Annotated in this window: 18 protein-coding genes; 7 read left to right on the plus strand and 11 right to left on the minus strand. The window is 68.3% G+C overall.

Annotated features, from left to right (window positions below; all coding sequences use genetic code 11):
• Positions 1-99 precede the first annotated feature (99 nt).
• The 3 genes from E4191_RS12260 to ilvN all read left to right on the plus strand — a co-directional run bounded on the left by E4191_RS12260 (position 100) and on the right by ilvN (position 3,496).
• Complete coding sequence (locus E4191_RS12260) at positions 100-939, plus strand: arginyltransferase (protein WP_135313659.1); 840 nt, start codon at positions 100-102, stop codon at positions 937-939.
• 175 nt (positions 940-1,114) lie between these two features.
• Entirely contained in the window at positions 1,115-2,869 is a 1,755-nt protein-coding gene (locus tag E4191_RS12265; protein ID WP_135313660.1) for an acetolactate synthase 3 large subunit, read from the plus strand.
• A gap of 66 nt (positions 2,870-2,935) precedes the next feature.
• Positions 2,936-3,496, plus strand: coding sequence for an acetolactate synthase small subunit (gene ilvN / locus E4191_RS12270; protein ID WP_135313661.1), 561 nt, complete (start codon positions 2,936-2,938; stop codon positions 3,494-3,496).
• A 57-nt stretch (positions 3,497-3,553) separates the two neighbouring features.
• On the opposite strand, the gene E4191_RS12275 is transcribed toward ilvN, so the two are convergent.
• The 3 genes from E4191_RS12275 to E4191_RS12285 form a co-directional block, all read right to left on the minus strand.
• The gene (locus E4191_RS12275) at positions 3,554-3,940 is read right to left on the minus strand and encodes a hypothetical protein (protein ID WP_135313662.1); all 387 of its coding nucleotides are present in this window, start codon (positions 3,938-3,940) and stop codon (positions 3,554-3,556) included.
• 115 nt (positions 3,941-4,055) lie between these two features.
• Positions 4,056-5,393, minus strand: a complete 1,338-nt coding sequence (locus tag E4191_RS12280) for a DUF2254 domain-containing protein (RefSeq protein ID WP_135313663.1) — start codon at positions 5,391-5,393, stop codon at positions 4,056-4,058.
• A gap of 3 nt (positions 5,394-5,396) precedes the next feature.
• Complete coding sequence (locus E4191_RS12285; protein WP_228461287.1) at positions 5,397-6,182, minus strand: M48 family metalloprotease; 786 nt, start codon at positions 6,180-6,182, stop codon at positions 5,397-5,399.
• Between the two features lie 144 nt (positions 6,183-6,326).
• Between E4191_RS12285 and E4191_RS12290 the strand changes: the two genes are divergently transcribed.
• The 3 genes from E4191_RS12290 (at position 6,327) to E4191_RS12300 (ending at position 8,028) form a co-directional block, all read left to right on the plus strand.
• Positions 6,327-6,572 carry a hypothetical protein gene (locus E4191_RS12290; protein WP_135313664.1) on the plus strand — a complete coding sequence of 82 codons (246 nt, stop codon included), beginning with the start codon at positions 6,327-6,329 and terminating at the stop codon, positions 6,570-6,572.
• Positions 6,573-6,742: 170 nt separating this feature from the next.
• On the plus strand, positions 6,743-7,315 hold the full coding sequence (locus E4191_RS12295; RefSeq protein ID WP_135313665.1) for a nitroreductase family protein: 573 nt from the start codon (positions 6,743-6,745) through the stop codon (positions 7,313-7,315).
• Positions 7,315-8,028, plus strand: coding sequence for an EI24 domain-containing protein (locus tag E4191_RS12300; RefSeq protein WP_135313666.1), 714 nt, complete (start codon positions 7,315-7,317; stop codon positions 8,026-8,028). Before E4191_RS12295 ends, E4191_RS12300 begins: the two co-directional genes overlap by 1 nt.
• Here E4191_RS12300 and E4191_RS12305 read toward each other — a convergent pair.
• Together E4191_RS12305 and mce are read right to left on the minus strand one after the other, a co-directional pair.
• Positions 7,985-8,254 (minus strand): DUF1467 family protein, encoded by a 270-nt coding sequence (locus E4191_RS12305; RefSeq protein ID WP_135313667.1) that lies wholly within the window; start codon positions 8,252-8,254, stop codon positions 7,985-7,987. The two genes, E4191_RS12300 and E4191_RS12305, sit on opposite strands and share 44 nt — an antisense overlap.
• Entirely contained in the window at positions 8,254-8,658 is a 405-nt protein-coding gene (gene mce, locus E4191_RS12310; protein WP_135313668.1) for a methylmalonyl-CoA epimerase, read from the minus strand. The genes E4191_RS12305 and mce overlap by 1 nt, the downstream gene beginning before the upstream one ends.
• Positions 8,659-8,784: 126 nt before the next feature.
• Between mce and E4191_RS12315 the strand changes: the two genes are divergently transcribed.
• A complete protein-coding gene (locus E4191_RS12315) occupies positions 8,785-9,519 on the plus strand; it encodes a response regulator (RefSeq protein ID WP_135313669.1) in 735 nt (244 codons plus the stop codon).
• On the opposite strand, the gene E4191_RS12320 is transcribed toward E4191_RS12315, so the two are convergent.
• The 6 genes from E4191_RS12320 to E4191_RS12345 form a co-directional block, all read right to left on the minus strand.
• Entirely contained in the window at positions 9,516-10,691 is a 1,176-nt protein-coding gene (locus tag E4191_RS12320) for a DUF1501 domain-containing protein (protein ID WP_135313670.1), read from the minus strand. The two genes, E4191_RS12315 and E4191_RS12320, sit on opposite strands and share 4 nt — an antisense overlap.
• Before the next feature lie 4 nt (positions 10,692-10,695).
• Positions 10,696-12,063: a DUF1800 domain-containing protein gene (locus tag E4191_RS12325; protein ID WP_135313671.1), complete on the minus strand. Its 1,368-nt coding sequence runs from the start codon at positions 12,061-12,063 to the stop codon at positions 10,696-10,698.
• Between the two features lie 65 nt (positions 12,064-12,128).
• A complete protein-coding gene (gene aspS, locus E4191_RS12330; protein ID WP_135313672.1) occupies positions 12,129-13,904 on the minus strand; it encodes an aspartate--tRNA ligase in 1,776 nt (591 codons plus the stop codon).
• Between the two features lie 65 nt (positions 13,905-13,969).
• Complete coding sequence (locus E4191_RS12335) at positions 13,970-14,632, minus strand: CPBP family intramembrane glutamic endopeptidase (RefSeq protein WP_135313673.1); 663 nt, start codon at positions 14,630-14,632, stop codon at positions 13,970-13,972.
• Complete coding sequence (locus E4191_RS12340) at positions 14,605-15,411, minus strand: glycoside hydrolase family 25 protein (RefSeq protein ID WP_135313674.1); 807 nt, start codon at positions 15,409-15,411, stop codon at positions 14,605-14,607. Before E4191_RS12340 ends, E4191_RS12335 begins: the two co-directional genes overlap by 28 nt.
• 171 nt (positions 15,412-15,582) lie before the next feature.
• Complete coding sequence (locus E4191_RS12345; RefSeq protein ID WP_135313675.1) at positions 15,583-15,888, minus strand: hypothetical protein; 306 nt, start codon at positions 15,886-15,888, stop codon at positions 15,583-15,585.
• Between the last annotated feature and the right edge of the window lie 59 nt (positions 15,889-15,947).

Consider the following 15,947-nt stretch of genomic DNA (forward strand, 5'->3'; position numbering starts at 1 on the left):
GGTTGCTAGGCTCTGGCCGACACACGCCCTGCGAAACGGACCTCGCAACCCCCGCATGACCCGCCGTAACCTGACCAGAAGCCGCAAGGGGCGCGCCTGATGCGCCATACGTTGCCCCATGCGCCGCAGTTCTACGTCACGGCGCCCCAGCCCTGCCCCTATCTGCACGGTCGCGCGGAACGCAAGCTGTTCACCGCGCTGCAGGGCGACAATGCGGGCGATCTGAACAACGCCCTGTCGCGGCAGGGGTTTCGCCGGTCGCAGAACGTCCTCTATCGGCCCAGCTGCGAAAGCTGCGTGGCCTGCATGTCGGCGCGCATCCGGGTCGCGGATTTCCAGCCCTCGCGCACGCAGCGCCGCATCCGCGCGCGCAACGCGCCCCTGCGGCGGCTGGCCACCAGTGCCTGGGCGACCGAGGAGCAGTTCGAGCTGTTCCGCCGCTATCTGGACAGCCGTCATGCGGATGGCGGCATGGCCGACATGGACATCTTCGAATTCGCCGCGATGATCGAGGAGACCCCGGTCAAGACGCGTGTCATCGAATACCGCTGCAGCGACGACGCCATGCCCGACCTGGCCAAGGGCGACGACCATCTGGCGGGGGTCTGCCTGACCGACGTGCTGGATGACGGGCTGAGCCTGGTCTACAGCTTCTACGACCCGCTGCTGCGCCCGGCCAGCATCGGCACCTACATCATCCTGGACCATATCGAGATCGCGCGGGCGGCGAACCTGCCCTACGTCTATCTGGGCTATTGGGTGCCGGGCAGCCGCAAGATGGACTACAAGGCCCGCTTCGGCGCGCTGGAGATCTACAAGGGCGGGGTCTGGCAGGATATCGGCAGCCCCGAGGCCCATTCCAACGAGGCCCACCCCCTGTCCGTCGATCCGATCGTCGAGCAGGTGGCCCGGATCGCGCTACCGCAGTCGGACCGGTAACGACGGGCCATCGCGGCGACCTAAACCGCGAAATAAAATTTCAAATTGCCCGCCTCCTGCGTCACTTTATCCGCCGATCCCCATTGACCCTGCCAGTTGGCGACCCTAGTTTGCGCCGACGTCGGGTCAGGGATCGTCCCGTCCGACGGGTATTTTTGATGGATGGAGCAAGGCAATGTCCCGAACAATGACGGGTGCGAGAATGGTGGTCGAGGCGCTGCGCGATCAGGGCGTCGACACCGTATTCGGCTATCCGGGCGGGGCGGTGCTACCCATCTATGACGAGATCTTCCAGCAGAACGACATCACCCACGTGCTGGTCCGCCACGAGCAGGGTGCGCTGCACATGGCCGAGGGCTATGCCCGCTCGACCGGCAAGCCGGGCGTCGTGCTGGTGACCTCGGGTCCGGGGGCCACGAATGCGGTGACCGGGCTGACCGATGCGCTGCTGGATTCGATCCCGCTGGTCGTGCTGTCGGGCCAGGTGCCGACCTTCATGATCGGCACCGACGGCTTCCAGGAGGCCGATACCGTCGGCATCACCCGCCCCTGCACCAAGCACAACTGGCTGGTCAAGGATACCGAGCAGTTGGCCGCGACCATCCACAAGGGATTCCATGTGGCGACCTCGGGCCGGCCCGGGCCGGTGCTGATCGACATTCCCAAGGACGTGCAGTTCGCGACCGGCACCTATGTGGGGCCGAAGCAGGTCGATACCGGCCGCTACCAGCCCGCCCGCAAGGGCGATCTGGCGGCCATCACCCGGCTGGTCGAGCTGATGGAACAGGCCGAGCGACCGATCCTGTATACCGGCGGCGGGGTCATCAATTCGGGGCCCGGCGCCAGCCAGCTGCTGCGCGAACTGGCCGAGGCCACGGGGTTCCCGGTGACCTCGACGCTGATGGGGCTGGGCTGCTATCCGGCCTCGGGCGACAAGTGGCTGGGCATGCTGGGCATGCACGGCACCTACGAGGCCAACCTGGCCATGCATGGCTGCGACCTGATGATCAACATCGGCGCGCGCTTCGACGACCGCATCACCGGGCGGATCGCGGATTTCAGCCCGGGCTCGGTCAAGGCGCATATCGACATCGACCCGTCCTCGATCAACAAGGTCGTGCGGGTGGACGTGCCGATCGTGGGCGATGTCGGCCATGTGCTGGAGGACATGCTGAAGGTCTGGAAGTCGCGCGGCCGCCGCACCAACGGCGCGGGGCTGAAGGCCTGGTGGGCCGAGATCGAGGGCTGGCGGGCCAAGAACTGCCTGGGCTTCCGCAACAGCGACACGATCATCAAGCCGCAGCACGCGCTGCAGCGGCTGGAGGCGCTGACCAAGGGCCATGACCGCTACATCACCACCGAGGTGGGCCAGCACCAGATGTGGGCGGCGCAGTACCTGGGCTTCGAGGGGCCGAACCGCTGGATGACCTCGGGCGGGCTCGGCACGATGGGCTACGGCCTGCCGGCGTCGATCGGCGTGCAGATGGCGCATCCCGAGGCGCTGGTCATCAACGTGGCAGGCGATGCCAGCTGGCTGATGAACATGCAGGAGATGGGCACGGCCGTGCAGTTCCGCCTGCCGGTCAAGCAGTTCATCCTGAACAACGAGCGCCTCGGCATGGTGCGCCAGTGGCAGCAGTTGCTGCATGGCGAGCGCTACAGCCAGTCCTGGTCCGACAGCCTGCCCGATTTCGTCAAGCTGGCCGAGGCCTTCGGCTGCAAGGGGGCGCAGGTGCGCGATCCCAAGGATCTGGACGCGGCCATCCAGGCGATGCTGGATTACGATGGTCCTTACATCCTGGACGTGCTGGTCGAGAAGCACGAGAACTGTTTCCCGATGATCCCCTCGGGCAAGGCGCATAACGAGATGCTGATGGGCGAGGCCGAGACCCTGGGCGTCATCGAATCCGAAGGCGCCGTGCTGGTCTGAACTGCCGGACGGGGGGCCAGCCCCCCGACCCCCGGGATATTGATGCCAAGATGAAAAGGCAGAGCCATGAATGCACTGAACATCCAGAAGGGCATGTCGCGCCATTCGGCCTATGACCTGCGCGACCCCAACCTGCAGCTTGAGGAAAGCCATACCCTGGCGGTGCTGGTCGAGAACGAGCCGGGCGTGCTGGCGCGGGTGATCGGGCTGTTTTCGGGGCGCGGCTACAATATTGACAGCCTGACCGTGGCCGAGGTGGATCATACCGGGCATCGCTCTCGGATCACGGTCGTGACCCGGGGCACCCCGTCGGTGATCGAGCAGATCAAGGCGCAGCTGGGCCGGATCGTCGTCGTGCACGAGGTCCATGACCTGACCGTCGAGGGCCCTTCGGTCGAGCGCGAACTGGGGCTGTTCAAGGTGCGCGGGCAGGGCGAGAAGCGCGTCGAGGCGCTGCGGATCGCCGAGATTTTCCGCGCCAATGTGGTCGATTCGACGCTGGAAAGCTTCGTCTTCGAACTGGTCGGCCCGTCGACCAAGCTGGACGCCTTTGCCGACCTGATGCGCCCCCTGGGCCTGACCGACATCGCGCGCACCGGCGTGGCGGCGCTGTCGCGGGGCATCTAGGCTGTCGTGAGGTCTCGGCGGCGCTTGATCGCCGCCGTCCGCCCGAGGTCCGAGAGATCAGCCCGCGGCGTTGCTGCGCGTGGGCGCATAGCCGTCGTCGCCGCGGTGGGGCGCGGATGCGGGGCCTTGGGGCCACTCCTGCTGGGACACGACCCGAAGCTGGGGGCCGCGCGGCTCGGGGTGATACTGGGACAGGATCTGCGGCAGATGCGGCGCCATCTGTTCGGACAGCATGGACACGTTGAAGGCGTGACGCAGGTTGCCTGCGGTCCGTGTTTCCAGCTCGACCAGATCCCCGGCCTGCGGCCATTTCAGGCCGTCCGGCCACTTCTGGGCATCGATGAAATTGGCGCGGCCCTGCAGGTAGGCCAAGGTCGACTGGTCTTCACACCAGATGATCGCCTTCTCGCGCGAGGCGTTGCTCCAGACGACAACACCAATCATGGCCGTTCCCCCAATCGTCGCGGCGCCGAGGCGCCCAATAGTGCGGCTTCGATTTCATCTTGCACAAGCATTCCCTGACTAGAGCAGAATCCCGCCGACACGCCAGCTTTTTCCATCAGGACAGGGAACTTTTATTCATCTGGCGGTTGTCGCGTGGCTTGGACGGCACAACCTTTTCCGACGCCGCCAGAACCTGATTCGACATGCGATCCAGTTCTTCGATTTCCCGAGGTAAAACAATGACTTGCCCGGCGTAAAATTGAACCGACCGGGACAGTTCAGACGCGGCTGATTCGAAGACCGACGGCGCCATGCGGGTCAGTGCCAGAAGCATGTTCTGAACCGCGCGATGCACCTCGACCATCGCCGCGCCGTCGCGCGCCAAGGGCATCAGGCTGTCGCGCAGAAGATCCTCGGCGGTGATGCTACGGACATGCAGGCGGGGGAAGCGGACCTCGGGGGCGACCTCGTGCGTCCAGACCGACAGGATGCGCAGCATGCGGGTGATGACGGCGATGGCCGTGCCGGGATCGTTGACGGCGGGCGACAGGGCGCGCTGGCCGATCTCGGTCAGGACCACGAAGCCGAAGCGCGGATCCTGGGCGAAGCTGCGGGCGGGGCGCAGGTTGATGCAGGCGATCAGGTCGCGGCGCAGCGCATGCGCCGCCTTGGGGTCGGTGGGCATGCCCTGCACATGGCACAATGCCTGGGCCGGATGCACCATGTCGCCGGGGGCGGCGGTCAGGTAGAGGATCACTCCGGCCTTGTCGGCCAGGTCGGACAGGGACTGCATGTCCAGGTTCTGCACATGGCCGACCTCGGGCGCCATGATCGCCACGCTGTCCGCGGGCGGCGGGCCGCGCAGGGGGTTCGCGCCCATCCAGGGGGATTCCAGCCGCGTCTGCAGCGCATCCAGCGTCACCTGCTCGACCCGGGCCAGGTTGTCGCCGATCAGGCCCAGCTCTCCAAGCCGGTTGATCCAGCGCAGCAGCGACAGGATGATGACCGCGATCACCAGCAGCGTCACGACGAACAGCACGACCCGCCCGCCGCCCCCGTAGAGCTCGGTCTTGAGCATGATCAGCCCGACCAGGCTGAAGACGAAGGCGCCCATGAAGGTCGCCAAGACCGTCTGGCTGACGCCGTCGCGCACCAGAAGCTGCACCGCCCGCGGCGTGGAGCCGGAACTGGCCGTCGCATAGGCCGCCGTCAGGATCGACAGCGAGAAGGTCGTGACCGTCAGCATCGACGATGCAATGATCTCGAGAATCGCCTCGATCGCCTCGGCCCCGATCTGCAGGGCCAGCCCGTCGGGGATGAAGGGGCCCATCAGCGAACCCGTGGCAGCGGTCACGAGGCCGAGGGCCGCGAAGGCCGCGACGCGGACCCACAGCGTCTGCAGGATCTCGCGCAGACGCCAGCGCAGCCCTCCGACGCCCCAATGCTCGGCCATGGCTCAGCGCACCCGGCCGGCCTGCACGTCGGCCACGGCGCGGCGGACCTGCGCCAGCCGCTGCGCCCGGGCCGGGTGGGTGCCCAGCACGTGGTTGCCGGGATCGGGGATGCGCTGGAACAGGCCCGAGCCGCTGATCGGATCGAAGCCCGCGTTCAGCGTGATGATCGCACCCAGATAGTCGGCCTCCAGCTCCCATTCCTTGGAATAGTAGCGGGCGCCGACCGAGGCGCCGATCTCCTGCGCGCGCTCGATCGCCGAGGGGTCGCCGCCATAGGCCGAGGCGATGCTGCCCAGCACCACCGCCGCCGCCGTGGCCGCCCCAGACTTCCGGTCCAGGTGGTTGAGGATGTGATGCGCCGATTCGTGGCCGACGACGAAGGCGATCTCGTCGGGGTTCCGGGTCTGCGCGATCAGCGACAGGGTGAAGCCCACGACCGGACGGCCGTTGCGGTCGACGGTCTGGAAGGCGTTCGGCTCCAGCCCCGGGCGGTCGTCGACGACGAAGACGAAATCACAGCTGATCGGGCGGGTGCGGCGGTTCAGGCAATCCTGGCGGATGGCGGGCTCCATCCGGCGCATGACCTGCACGAAGCTGCGCGCCGCGCCGTCCGGAGTCGCCGCATGGGGGGCCGAGGGGGCGGGCAGCGCCGGGGCCGGGGCGCTGCGGGCGCCATAGGGGTCGCTGGCGGGTCCGGTCTGGGGCGCGGGCATCGGCGCGCAGGCCGACACCGTCATTGCGGCCGCGACCAGTCCCGCCAGCCAGCCGCGCGTCCTCACCTTGCCCATGAATTCCGCCTTGTTCCGGCGCCGGCAGATCCGGCGCGACCTTCGTTCCCGGGCAGTCTACCCCGTGGGGGGGGACGTAAACCCCGACCGCTTGCCGCAGCCGCCCATTCACGCGATTGTCGGACCCTTATCAAGGAGATTCGGATGTTCACCATCGAGCATGATTTCGACGCGACCGTGATCACCCTGATCGACGAGGCCGCCCCCGGCGCCCGCCCCCTGAACGAGGATGTCGTCATCCTGGGCTTCGACGACCGGGTGGTTCTGGAGCAGATGAGCGCGGATGGCGACGAGGTGGTGCGCGTGACCCTGTCCATGCACCAGCTGACCGAGCTGCGCCTGGCGCTGAACCTGCCCGAGGGCAACTATCGCCTCGACAAGCCGGACTAGTCCAACGGGAGCAGCTGGGTGCGTACAGGCCCGGCACGGTGCCCGGTGGCGCCGGATGGGTCAGGTCGCCCATGCGCCGCCCCGGTGGCCCGCGCGGCCCCTGCCCCGCAAGCCCGCTTGCGATGGGTGCGGGCATCTGAGACACCCCGGACAAACCCGAGGAGATCCGCATGGACCATCGCAACGACGCCGCCCTGCAGTTTCTGGCCAGCCGCCGCTCTCATCCGCCCAAGCTGCTGACCGGCCCGGGGCCGGACCAGACGCAGCTGACCGAGCTGCTGACGCTGGCCGCCCGCGTCCCCGACCACGGCAAGCTGGAGCCGTGGCGCTTCATCGTGCTGGGGCGGCAGGCGCTGGACGCGCTGGCCCCCGCCCTGCAGGCCGCCGTGCTGGCGGACGGGCAGGATCAGGCGGCGGCGGACAAGGCGGCCTCGGCCATGGCCAGCCCCGTGATCGTGGCCGTCGTCTTTTCCCCGGTGAACAGTCCCAAGGTGCCGACATGGGAACAGATGCTGTCGGTCGGGGCGGTCTGCCTGGGGCTGGTGAATGCCGCGCTGGCCTCGGGCTGGGGGGCGGCCTGGCTCAGCGGCTACGTGGCGCTGAACCACGACTTCGCGCAAGCCCACCTGGGGATCGCCGAACATGAGCGGGTGGCCGGGATGATCCATATCGGCACCCGCACCCTGACGCCGCCCGACCGCCCGCGCCCCGACATCGCCGCCAAGACCCGGTGGCTGCCGTGATGCCCCTCCGCGCCCTGGCGAAGGGCTGGGGCGACCTGCTGCGCCCCTCGGTGCTGAAGCTGGTGCTGCTGGGCATCGCCCTGACCCTGGGGCTGTTCGTGGCGCTGCAGGCGATGATCTTCTGGGCGGTGCGGCTGTGGCTGCCGGGGGGGCTGACGCTGCCATGGCTGGGCCAAGTCGAGTTCGGGCAGGTCCTGTCCTGGGGGTCCCTGGCGCTGTTTCCGGTGATGGGGATCTTCCTGATGGCGCCGGTCGCCGCTGGCTTCGCGGGCCTCTTTGCCGAGACCGTGGCCGAGAAGGTCGAGGCGATCCATTATCCCGACCGGCGCGGCGCCTCGCTGGATTTCTTCGACGGGGTGCTGGAATCGCTGGCCGTGGTGGCGGCGGTGCTGGCGGTGGCGGTGATCTGCCTGATCCTGACGCCCTTCTTGGGACCGCTGGCGCCGCTTCTGTTCTTTGGTGCGAACGGCTGGCTGCTGGGGCGCGAGTTCTTCCAGATGGCCGCCCGCCGCCATCTGGCCGAGGGTCCCGCCAAGGACCTGCGCCGCGCCCATGCCGGGCGGATCACCGCGACGGGGGTGCTGGTGGCGGTCGGTCTGGTCATCCCGCTGGTCAACATCGCCGTGCCGCTGCTGGCGGCGGCGGCCTTCACCCATCTCTACCAGATGATCAGCGGATCAGCTGATCCAGCTGCGAGATATCGGCGCGGGTGATCACGCCGCCCAGGATGATCCAGGCCAGCACGGCCCAGATCACGCTGGTGATCGCCGTGGTCCAGATCAGCTTGCGCCGCCAGTTCAGCCCCTCCGGGGCGCCGGCATGGGTGCCGTGCACGACGGCGCCCGCATCGGCCTGACTGCGCTGGCCGATGGGCATGACGCAGAACAGCGTCAGAAACCAGAGGGAGGCGAACAGCACGATACCGCCGGTGAGGTTCATCAGATCTGCTCCAGTTCGATCAGGCAGCCGTTGAAATCCTTGGGATGCAGGAACAGCACGGGCTTGCCATGGGCGCCGATCTTCGGGTCGCCGCTGCCTAGGACGCGCGCGCCCTCGGCCTGCATCCGGTCGCGGGCGGCCAGGATGTCCTCGACCTCGAAGCACATGTGGTGGATGCCGCCCGAGGGGTTCTTGTCCAGGAACCCCCGGATCGGGCTGTCCTCGCCCAGGGGATGGAGCAGCTCGATCTTGGTGTTGGGCAGGGTGATGAAGACGACGGTCACGCCGTGGTCGGGCTCGTCCTGCGGCGGGCCGACATCGGCGCCCAAAGTGGTCCGGTATTGCGCCGAGGCCGCCGCGAGGTCGGGGACGGCAATTGCGACATGGTTCAGGCGGCCGATCATCACATCCTCCATTTGCCCCGTTCTATGCCCATCGGCCCCGGCGCGAAAGGAAAACCGCAGGCCGTTAACGGCTTCTTAGCGAGTCGGCGATTAACTGGAGAGGACATCCAGAATGGGGATCGGCCGATGTTGACACAGACCGCGACGGAACCGGAAAAGTCCTTGCCACACTGGCGGTTGACCCTGCCGCCCCGCCCGCTGAGCGGCCTGACCGTGCTGGTGGTCGAGGATTCGCGCTTTGCCAGCGAGGCGGTGCGCCTGCTGTGCCTGAAATCCGGTGCGCGCATTCGCCGCGCCGATTGCCTGCGCTCGGCCACGCGCCATCTGCGGACCTATCGCCCGGCGGTGGTGATCGTGGATCTGGGCCTGCCGGATGGCGACGGGGGACAGCTGATCGCGGACCTGCACGCGGTCGAGCCGCGCGTGCCGGTCATCCTGGCGATGTCGGGGGACCCGGACCGCGCGCGCGAGGCGCTGGCGGCGGGGGCGGACGGCTTCCTGCCCAAGCCCGTCGAAAGCCTGGCGCTGTTCCAGCAGACGATCCTGACCGTCCTGCCGCCCGAGACCGCCGCGGTGGTGCTGCGGGTCCTGCCCGACGACGTGATCCGCCCCGACCGCTCGGGCCTGCGTGATGACCTGACCCATGTGGCCGAGGTGCTGTCGGGCGCCCGGGACACGACCGCTGTCGACTATATCGCGCGCTTCCTGGCGGGTGTCGCGCGATCCTCGCACGATCCCGCGCTGGAGGCGGCGGCGACGGCGCTGGCCCGCGACCATCTGGCGGGCCATGCGCTGGCCACCGACCTGGCGCGGATCAGCAGCCTTGTCCAGGACCGCCTGTCCCGCGTGGCCGAGATCTAGGCCAGCATCCGGGGATCGGGACCCATGTCCAGGCCGGGGAAGACCGCCCCCTCCAGCGCGGATTTGGAGATGCCGAACTTGGCATGCATCGCCCAGGCCGCATAGGCACGGATGTCGCGCAGGGGCATCAGGTCGCGCCCGGCATAGAGGTCACCTTCGGCCAGCCCCGGCCACTCGCCCAAGGCGCGCCCGCCCCGGACGGCGCCGCCCGCCATCAGCATGGCGCCGCCGGTGCCGTGATCGGTGCCCGCCGATCCGTTCTCGCGCACGGTGCGTCCGAACTCGGTCATTGCCAGAACCGTGGTGCGGTCCCAGTTCGCGCCCAGATCCGCCTTCAGGCTGAGGATCGTCTCGGAGAGCCGGGTCAGCGACCGCTCGATCCCCCGCGCCTGGCCCGCATGCGTGTCCCAGCCCGGCAGCGAGAAGCTGGCGATGCGGGTGGCCCCGTTCAGCCGGTCGGCGGCAAAGCGCGCCAGTTCCAGATGCTCCTGGCCGCGCTTCGCCTCGGGAAGCTCGGGCGACAGGCCCGACACGATCTCGATCGCCTGGGCGCTGGCCTCGCGGAACAGCGGGTCGTCGTGATAGATCCGGGTCAGCAGCAGCTGGGCCTGCGGGCTGAGGTCCATGTTCGCCTTGGGGGTCCAGCTTTTCGCCTCGGCCGCGCCGCGCAGGATGCGCATCTGCGCCACGCCCACCGAATAGGCGGTCTCGCTGTCCTGACCGGGCATCTGCTGCAGCAGCCGGTTCAGCCAGCCGTCCTGCTGGATGTCGGCCTGAAGATCGGTGCCGGTGCCGGCCTCCAGCATGTCCTGGCCGTCGAAATGGCTGCGCTTGTCGCGATAGGGGGTCGAGACGGCGGGCGCGAAGCCCAACTGGCCCGCGTTCCACAGGGGCAGCAGTTGCGACAGAGCCGGGTGCAGCGCGAAGAACCCGTCCAGGTCGGTCGCGCCATGGTCGGGACCAAGCGACAGGGTCTTGCGCAGCGCGGCCAGATCGCGGTCGCCATAGGGCTGGAACACGTCCAGCCCGTCCATCGCGCCGCGCAGGATGATGACGACCAGCCGGTTGTCGCCCGGCGCGCTGGCGAAGGCGGCGGTGGACATCAGGGGATGCGCGGCGGCGGAACAGCCGATCAGCGCGGTGGATTTCAGGAACAGGCGCCGGGTCAGCATCGCATCACCTCCGGTTGAAATCGGCAGAGGCCAGGATCAGCGCCACGCCATCGGCCTGGCTTTCGGCGCGCGGCACGGCCCAGGCCAGAGTCTCGGACGCGGTATCGCCCAGGCAGCTGTGCAGGAAGCGGCGCGCATCGGGCAGCCGCCCGACCAGGGCCGCCGGCGCCGCCAGGGCCCAGTTGATACGCATCGCCAGACCCTGCGGGCTGGCCCAGCTTTCCGCGGCCTCGGGCCACCCGTCGGGGCCCGGCGGGCTGGCCCAGGGCTGGCCCATGATCGCCATCGACTGGATCAGGTGCAGGCCCACCTTGCGCGGCGGCAGGTCGCGGATCTGCGCCCCGTCCATCCCCAGGCTGCGCATCCCGGCCACGAGAAACTCGAAGGGCTGGCGCATCTTGACGCGGAAATGGGTGGCCAGTTCCGGCGCCTCGGCCAGCGCCAAGTTCATCGCCCCCAGATCGCCGCCCGTCTCGGAGAAGACGCCCGCCAGCCGGTCGACCAGCGCCTGCGGCGGATCGTCGGCCACGAAATGCACGGCCATCTTGCGCGCCAGATGCGCGGCGGTCGCCGGATGGACGGCCAGATCGTCGATCACCGCGCGGATGTCGTCCAGGCTGCCCTTGCGCCCCCCATAGCTGGTGCCCAGCACCGTCTCGGCCCCGGGTTCGGCGCGCCGGCGCTGAAACACACCGGGCTGGCGCGGATAGTAGGCGAGGCCGGTCAGCAGTTCGGCCAGCTGTTCGATATCCTGCTGGTCGTAATCCGCCCCTGCCCCCAGGCTGTGCAGTTCGATCATCTCGCGGGCGAGGTTCTCGTTCAGCCCGCCGGCCTTGTCGGGATTGCGCCGCGCCTGGATCGAGTTCGGCCCGATCGAGCGCGACTGGTCCAGATAGGTCAGCATGGCGGGATGGGTTTCGGCGGCGAACATCATCTGCGCGAAGCGCCCGGTCAGGTGCGGACGGATCGCGTCCGAGATCAGCGCCTCGGTCATCAGGTTGGTGTAGTGGTTGCGCCCCGCGACGGTGAAATGGTCCGCCCAGAACCAGACCAGCCGCTCGCCGAAGCCCGAGGGATCGTCCACGGCCCGGGCAAAGCGCTGCACGATGGCGCCGCGAAAGATGCCGTTCATCTGCTGTCGATGCGCGCGGAAGGCCTCGTCCGCGCCGGGCATCTCCTCGCGTCGGTTGCGGCCCAGCTCCTGACCCTCGATCTGCCAGTCGCGCAGCTGGTCCTGCGTGACATCGCCCGGGGCGAGGCTGGTGGAGGCCTGCACGGAGGCCGCAACCGCCTGCGGATCGGCGGGCGGGGTCAGGTGCGGCGACAGGCCATAGCCAAGGCGGAACGCGGCGAGGTGGTCATAGGGTAGCATCTGGCGGAGGGTCCGGGTGATTGCTGCTCTGCAGCATCATGCCACGGACACCCCCCGATGTCAGGTCACTCTTTCGGCAGCGCCCGCAGGCGCAGGTCGCGCATCTGCTCGTTGGTGGGCTCGGAGGGCGCGCCCATCATCAGGTCCTCGGCGCGCTGGTTCATCGGGAACATGATCACCTCGCGGATGTTCTGCTCGTCGGCCAGCAGCATCACGATGCGGTCGATGCCCGCGGCACAACCCCCGTGCGGCGGCGCGCCATAGCGGAACGCCTTGACCATGCCGCCGAAGCGCTTCTCGACCTCGGAGGCCGGATAGCCCGCCAGTTCGAAGGCCTTGAACATGATCTCGGGCGTGTGGTTGCGGATCGCGCCGCTGATCAGCTCGTAGCCGTTGCAGGCCAGGTCGTACTGATAGCCCAGCACGTCCAGCGGATCGCCATTTAGCGCCTCCATCCCGCCCTGCGGCATGGAGAAGGGGTTGTGGCTGAAGTCGATCTTGCCGTCATCGGTCTTCTCGTACATCGGGAAGTCGACGATCCAGGCGAACTTGAACTGGTTCTCGTCGATCAGGCCCAGTTCGCGGCCGATCTCGGTCCGGGCGCGGCCCGCGACGGCCTCGAACTGGTCGGGGCGTCCGCCCAGGAAGAAGGCCGCGTCGCCCTCGGCCAGACCCAGTTGCGTGCGGATTGCCTCGGTCTTCTCGGCCCCAAGGGCCTTGGCGATGGGGCCGGCGGCCTCGGTCGAGCCATCCTCGGCGCGGCGCCAGATGATGTAGCCCATGCCGGGCAGGCCCTGGCTCTGGGCAAAAGCGTTCATGCGGTCGGCGAACTTGCGGCTGCCGCCCGATGGCGCGGGAATGGCGCGGACCTGCGTGCCCTCCTGCTCCAGCAGCTTGGCGAAGATGCCGAAGCCCGAGCCGCGGAAATGGTCGCTGACCACCTGCATCTCGATCGGATTGCGCAGGTCGGGCTTGTCGGTGCCGTATTTCAGCAGCGACTCGGCATAGGGGATCAGCGGCCAGTCGGCATCGACCCGGCGACCCTTGCCGAATTCCTCGAACAGCCCCTGGATGACCGGCTGGACGGTGGCGAAGACGTCCTCCTGCCGGACGAAGGACATCTCCATGTCCAGCTGGTAGAAGTCGGTGGGGCTGCGGTCGGCACGGGGATCCTCGTCGCGGAAGCAGGGCGCGATCTGGAAATACTTGTCGAAGCCCGCGACCATGATCAGCTGCTTGAACTGCTGCGGCGCCTGCGGCAGCGCATAGAACTTGCCCGGATGCAGGCGCGAGGGCACCAGGAAGTCGCGCGCGCCCTCGGGCGAGCTGGCCGTGATGATCGGGGTCTGGAACTCGGTGAAGTCCTGGTCCCACATGCGGTTGCGGATCGACCGGATCACCTTGGACCGCAGCATGATGTTGGCGTGCAGGCTGTCGCGGCGCAGGTCGAGGAAGCGATAGGCCAGCCGCGTCTCCTCGGGGTAGTCCTGATCGCCGAAGACCGGCAGCGGCAGCTCGTCCGAGGGGCCCAGCACCTCGATCTCGGTCGCATAGACCTCGATCTCGCCGGTGGGCAGCTTGGCGTTCACGAGGCTGGCGTCGCGCAGCTTCACGCGGCCGTCGATGCGGATCACCGTCTCGGCCCGCAGCTTGTCCATGGCGGCAAAGGCCGGGCTGTCGCTGTCGGCCAGCACCTGGGTCATGCCGTAATGGTCGCGCAGGTCGACGAACAGCACGCCCCCGTGGTCGCGGACCCGGTGCACCCAGCCCGACAGTCGGACGGTGGTGCCGGCATCGGCGGCCTTCAGGTCGCCGCAGGTATGGCTGCGATAGGCGTGCATGAGCGTTTCCCCGTTGATTGAAGCCCCCGCTCAAAGCGCGGGACGGGCGGGAAGTCAACCTTTCACTAGAAGGGCCGCACCACATTGCCGCTGTAGAAATAGACGCCCATGCCCACCGCGAACAGGATGTTTCCCGCCACGGCATGCAGCGCCCAGGCCGCAGGAAACCCGTGGCGCAGATAGGCGCGGGCAAAGATCCAGCCGCCGATGAACGTCATGATCGCCACGATCCAGGACCAGAACATCAGATGCGCGAAGGCGAAGATCGCCGCGTTCAGCGCGATGGCCGCGCGCCCCTGGGGCAGGATGGCGCCGTAGCGGTGGAAGAACAGCGGGCGGAAGATCAGCTCCTGCGGCAGCGCCGACAGGATCGGGTAGAAGGTCCAGATCACCAGCAGGAACTCGGGCCGGTCGCGCACCATGGCGAACAGCGCGCCGGGGCTGGTCAGGGACAGGATCACCCAGCCCGCCACCAGCACCGCCAGCGCGATCCCCGCCACCTCGCGCCAGGGCATGCGCCGCCAGCCGCGCACCAGCACCCGCCAACGGAAGCCCCCTGTCAGCCACAAGAGGCCCATGCCCGCCAGGCTGAAGATCGCCAGCGCCGTGAATAGCTGGTCGGGCGGCAGGAACAGCGCGATGGCCAGCGGCGCCCCGATATAGAGCGCCGCGAATTCCAGCTTCAGCCAGCGATGCGGGGCTACCGCACCAGTCGTGCCTGCAACCATCGTGCCCAATCCGTAGCCGAGCCCGCAAAGGCGTTGATGTCCGTGTCACCCTGGATGCCGGGAACGATCCCGGTGCCGGTGTACTGCCAGAAGGTCCAGCGCTGCCCCGGATAGGTCACGCTTGGATGGTTCGCGGTCGAGCGCAGCCAGAACTCGGCATTCATCCGGCCCAGCTGGTTCTCGCGGTAGAAGTCGACCGTGGTGTAGATGATCGGGCGCTGGCCATAGTGGCGGCCCACCAGCTGCATGAAGACCTCGGCCTCGCGCAGCACCTCGGCCGCCGGAGGGCGACGCGGGCAATTGCGCGAATTGGTCCATTCCAGGTCCAGGACGGGGGGCAGCGATCCCGCCTCGCGCGGGACGTTGCGCATGTACCAATAGGCGTTTTCCGCACCCGAGCGGCAGAAATAGTAGAAATGATAGGCGCCGCGCGGAATGCGCGCCTGCGCGGCCTCGTACCAGTAGCGGCGGAAGTTGGGGTCGGCGTGGTCGCCCCCTTCCGTTGCCTTGATGAAGGCAAAGCTGATTCCCGACCCGCGCACCCGGCTCCAGTCGATGTCGCCCTGCCAGCGCGAGACGTCGATGCCATGGACCGCATGGCCGTAGGGCGCCCCGCCCGTCCAGGCATGGGGGCGGCGGTCGCCCAGCTGCGGCGTGGCCCCCGGGCCCGGTGCCGCCTGATAGGTGGCCGGGGCCCCGCCCCGCGGAGGGGTGCGGGCACATGCGACCGCGAAGGTCAGGACCGCCAGCCCCAGCATCAGTCTTGTCAGAAATGTCATCCCTGCCCCGTCCTTCCGATCGTTCCTGCGCTTTGCGCGCCTTTGTGCGGGGTTATCTCAAACCCGTGAGGCAATGTCATCGTGCCGGGGCGGTCACGGTTGCGTCAGGACGCAGAAAGGGCCCGGATCGCTCCGGGCCCCGTGTCGGGATCTCATGGGTCGTGTGGCCGCTCAGTTGGCCGGAGCGTCCGCGCCTGCCGGGGCATCGACGGTGCCCGCGGGGGCGGTCGTGCCGGCGGCGGGGGTGTCGGCATCCGAGACCATCGGGGGTGCGGTATCTTCGCCCAGGCCGGCAGCATCGGTCACCGGGACGTCGGACGGCGGCGCGGTGGTGGCGATGCCGTCGCCCTGCTCGTTCGCCCCGGGAGTAAAGACCAGGAACGCCAAGCCTGCGACGACCAGCGCCACGATGATGGCAATGATGGCAGGCTTGTGCTTGCTGGCGGCTTTCTGCGGATCGTCGTGATTGTAGGACATGGGGGGTTCCCTCTCTGATGAGTCACAGCGCAACGTCGCGCGGGGTGCGGGGTTCCCCC

This window comes from Paracoccus liaowanqingii (genome assembly GCF_004683865.2).
Lineage (GTDB): Bacteria > Pseudomonadota > Alphaproteobacteria > Rhodobacterales > Rhodobacteraceae > Paracoccus > Paracoccus liaowanqingii.

Bases quoted from the DNA above. Each gene is read 5' to 3' on its own strand.
- E4191_RS12335 (WP_135313673.1), bottom strand. From the start codon at position 14,632: ATGGTTGCAGGCACGACTGGTGCGGTAGCCCCGCATCGCTGGCTGAAG.
- E4191_RS12340 (WP_135313674.1), bottom strand. From the start codon at position 15,411: ATGACATTTCTGACAAGACTGATGCTGGGGCTGGCGGTCCTGACCTTC.
- E4191_RS12300 (WP_135313666.1), top strand. From the start codon at position 7,315: ATGCCCCTCCGCGCCCTGGCGAAGGGCTGGGGCGACCTGCTGCGCCCC.
- E4191_RS12275 (WP_135313662.1), bottom strand. From the start codon at position 3,940: ATGATTGGTGTTGTCGTCTGGAGCAACGCCTCGCGCGAGAAGGCGATC.
- ilvN (WP_135313661.1), top strand. From the start codon at position 2,936: ATGAATGCACTGAACATCCAGAAGGGCATGTCGCGCCATTCGGCCTAT.
- E4191_RS12285 (WP_228461287.1), bottom strand. From the start codon at position 6,182: ATGGGCAAGGTGAGGACGCGCGGCTGGCTGGCGGGACTGGTCGCGGCC.
- E4191_RS12325 (WP_135313671.1), bottom strand. From the start codon at position 12,063: ATGCTACCCTATGACCACCTCGCCGCGTTCCGCCTTGGCTATGGCCTG.
- E4191_RS12265 (WP_135313660.1), top strand. From the start codon at position 1,115: ATGTCCCGAACAATGACGGGTGCGAGAATGGTGGTCGAGGCGCTGCGC.
- E4191_RS12295 (WP_135313665.1), top strand. From the start codon at position 6,743: ATGGACCATCGCAACGACGCCGCCCTGCAGTTTCTGGCCAGCCGCCGC.
- E4191_RS12315 (WP_135313669.1), top strand. From the start codon at position 8,785: ATGTTGACACAGACCGCGACGGAACCGGAAAAGTCCTTGCCACACTGG.
- aspS (WP_135313672.1), bottom strand. From the start codon at position 13,904: ATGCACGCCTATCGCAGCCATACCTGCGGCGACCTGAAGGCCGCCGAT.
- mce (WP_135313668.1), bottom strand. From the start codon at position 8,658: ATGATCGGCCGCCTGAACCATGTCGCAATTGCCGTCCCCGACCTCGCG.
- E4191_RS12290 (WP_135313664.1), top strand. From the start codon at position 6,327: ATGTTCACCATCGAGCATGATTTCGACGCGACCGTGATCACCCTGATC.
- E4191_RS12260 (WP_135313659.1), top strand. From the start codon at position 100: ATGCGCCATACGTTGCCCCATGCGCCGCAGTTCTACGTCACGGCGCCC.
- E4191_RS12320 (WP_135313670.1), bottom strand. From the start codon at position 10,691: ATGCTGACCCGGCGCCTGTTCCTGAAATCCACCGCGCTGATCGGCTGT.
- E4191_RS12280 (WP_135313663.1), bottom strand. From the start codon at position 5,393: ATGGCCGAGCATTGGGGCGTCGGAGGGCTGCGCTGGCGTCTGCGCGAG.
- E4191_RS12305 (WP_135313667.1), bottom strand. From the start codon at position 8,254: ATGAACCTCACCGGCGGTATCGTGCTGTTCGCCTCCCTCTGGTTTCTG.
- E4191_RS12345 (WP_135313675.1), bottom strand. From the start codon at position 15,888: ATGTCCTACAATCACGACGATCCGCAGAAAGCCGCCAGCAAGCACAAG.